Source organism: Limosilactobacillus frumenti DSM 13145 (genome assembly GCF_001436045.1).
Lineage (GTDB): Bacteria > Bacillota > Bacilli > Lactobacillales > Lactobacillaceae > Limosilactobacillus > Limosilactobacillus frumenti.
On sequence record NZ_AZER01000026.1, the window covers coordinates 1 to 1,551 of the forward strand.

A 1,551-nucleotide genomic window follows, 5' to 3' on the forward strand; every position below is an offset into this window, starting at 1 on the left:
ACACGCCGAAAGTAGTTGGGGGATCGCTCCCTGCGAGGATAGGACGTTGCCACGCTGTTATGGAGGATTAGCTCAGTTGGGAGAGCGTCTGCCTTACAAGCAGAGGGTCACAGGTTCGAGCCCTGTATCCTCCATTGAGCTTTTGAGCTCATGAGCCGTTAGCTCAGTTGGTAGAGCATCTGACTTTTAATCAGAGGGTCGACGGTTCGAGACCGTCACGGCTCATTGCCAATTGAGATTTGGTTTGGTATAATCTTTATAGAATGCCGACTTAGCTCAGTTGGTAGAGCATCTGTCTTGTAAACAGAGGGTCGGAGGTTCGACTCCTCTAGTCGGCATAATATGCGGAAGTAGTTCAGTGGTAGAACATCACCTTGCCATGGTGGGGGTCGCGGGTTCGAATCCCGTCTTCCGCTTTGTCAATTCTATAATGCCGGGGTGGCGGAATTGGCAGACGCACGGGACTTAAAATCCCGCGGTTAGTGATAACCGTACCGGTTCGATCCCGGTCCTCGGCACTTTTTTGCACCCATAGCGCAATTGGATAGAGTGTCTGACTACGAATCAGAAGGTTGAAGGTTCGACTCCTTCTGGGTGCATTTTTCGGGAAATAGCTCAGCTTGGTAGAGCACCTGGTTTGGGACCAGGGGGTCGCAGGTTCGAATCCTGTTTTCCCGATTTCCTAATATCTTATATTAGTTTTCGCGGTGTAGCTCAGCTGGCTAGAGCGTCCGGTTCATACCCGGGAGGTCGAGGGTTCGATCCCCCCCGCCGCGATTGACTGGCTGTTTTGGACCTTTAGCTCAGTTGGTTAGAGCAAGCGGCTCATAACCGCCCGGTCGTAGGTTCGAGTCCTACAAGGTCCATCGTATTTCTTTGGTGGATCATTTAACTTTATATTATGGAGGATTACCCAAGTGGCTGAAGGGGGCGGTCTTGAAAACCGCTAGGCCGTGAGAGCGACGCGAGGGTTCGAATCCCTCATCCTCCTTTTTATTATCGCGGGGTAGAGCAGTCTGGTAGCTCGTCGGGCTCATAACCCGGAGGTCGTTGGTTCAAATCCAGCCCCCGCAATTGGTCCGTTGGTCTAGTTGGTTTAGGACGCATCCCTGTCACGGATGAGATCACGAGTTCGAGTCTCGTACGGACCGTTTTTGGCTCGGTAGCTCAGTTGGTAGAGCAACGGATTGAAGCTCCGTGTGTCGGCGGTTCGATTCCGTCCCGCGCCATTTAAGTATTATGCGGGTATAGTTCAGTGGTAAAACCACAGCCTTCCAAGCTGTTGTCGCGAGTTCGATTCTCGTTACCCGCTTTTCAATATTTGGGCCTATAGCTCAGCTGGTTTAGAGCGCACGCCTGATAAGCGTGAGGTCGATGGTTCAAGTCCATTTAGGCCCATTTTATGGAGAAGTACTCAAGTGGCTGAAGAGGCGCCCCTGCTAAGGGTGTAGGTCGCGAAAGCGGCGCGAGGGTTCAAATCCCTCCTTCTCCGTTGTTATGACCCGTTAGTCAAGTGGTTAAGACACCAGCCTTTCACGCTGGTATCGTGGG

At 52.2% G+C, this 1,551-nt stretch carries 16 tRNA genes; all 16 read left to right on the forward strand.

Annotated features, from left to right (window positions below):
• The first annotated feature begins 61 nt into the window (after positions 1-61).
• Positions 62-134: transfer RNA gene (locus tag FD27_RS08230), tRNA-Val, on the forward strand.
• Between the two features lie 18 nt (positions 135-152).
• Positions 153-225: transfer RNA gene (locus FD27_RS08235), tRNA-Lys, on the forward strand.
• Positions 226-265: 40 nt separating this feature from the next.
• Positions 266-338: transfer RNA gene (locus FD27_RS08240), tRNA-Thr, on the forward strand.
• A 6-nt stretch (positions 339-344) separates the two neighbouring features.
• Positions 345-416: transfer RNA gene (locus FD27_RS08245), tRNA-Gly, on the forward strand.
• A 16-nt stretch (positions 417-432) separates the two neighbouring features.
• Positions 433-518 (forward strand) — tRNA-Leu (locus FD27_RS08250).
• Between the two features lie 7 nt (positions 519-525).
• Positions 526-599, forward strand: a tRNA-Arg gene (locus tag FD27_RS08255).
• Between the two features lie 5 nt (positions 600-604).
• Positions 605-678 (forward strand) — tRNA-Pro (locus tag FD27_RS08260).
• 25 nt (positions 679-703) lie between these two features.
• A tRNA-Met gene (locus FD27_RS08265) sits at positions 704-777 on the forward strand.
• Positions 778-792: 15 nt separating this feature from the next.
• Positions 793-866, forward strand: a tRNA-Ile gene (locus FD27_RS08270).
• Positions 867-903: 37 nt separating this feature from the next.
• Positions 904-991, forward strand: a tRNA-Ser gene (locus FD27_RS08275).
• Between the two features lie 9 nt (positions 992-1,000).
• Positions 1,001-1,074 (forward strand) — tRNA-Met (locus FD27_RS08280).
• Positions 1,075-1,076: 2 nt separating this feature from the next.
• A tRNA-Asp gene (locus tag FD27_RS08285) sits at positions 1,077-1,151 on the forward strand.
• 5 nt (positions 1,152-1,156) lie between these two features.
• A tRNA-Phe gene (locus FD27_RS08290) sits at positions 1,157-1,229 on the forward strand.
• A 12-nt stretch (positions 1,230-1,241) separates the two neighbouring features.
• A tRNA-Gly gene (locus FD27_RS08295) sits at positions 1,242-1,312 on the forward strand.
• An 11-nt stretch (positions 1,313-1,323) separates the two neighbouring features.
• A tRNA-Ile gene (locus FD27_RS08300) sits at positions 1,324-1,398 on the forward strand.
• Between the two features lie 6 nt (positions 1,399-1,404).
• Positions 1,405-1,492, forward strand: a tRNA-Ser gene (locus tag FD27_RS08305).
• Positions 1,493-1,551: the final 59 nt, after the last annotated feature.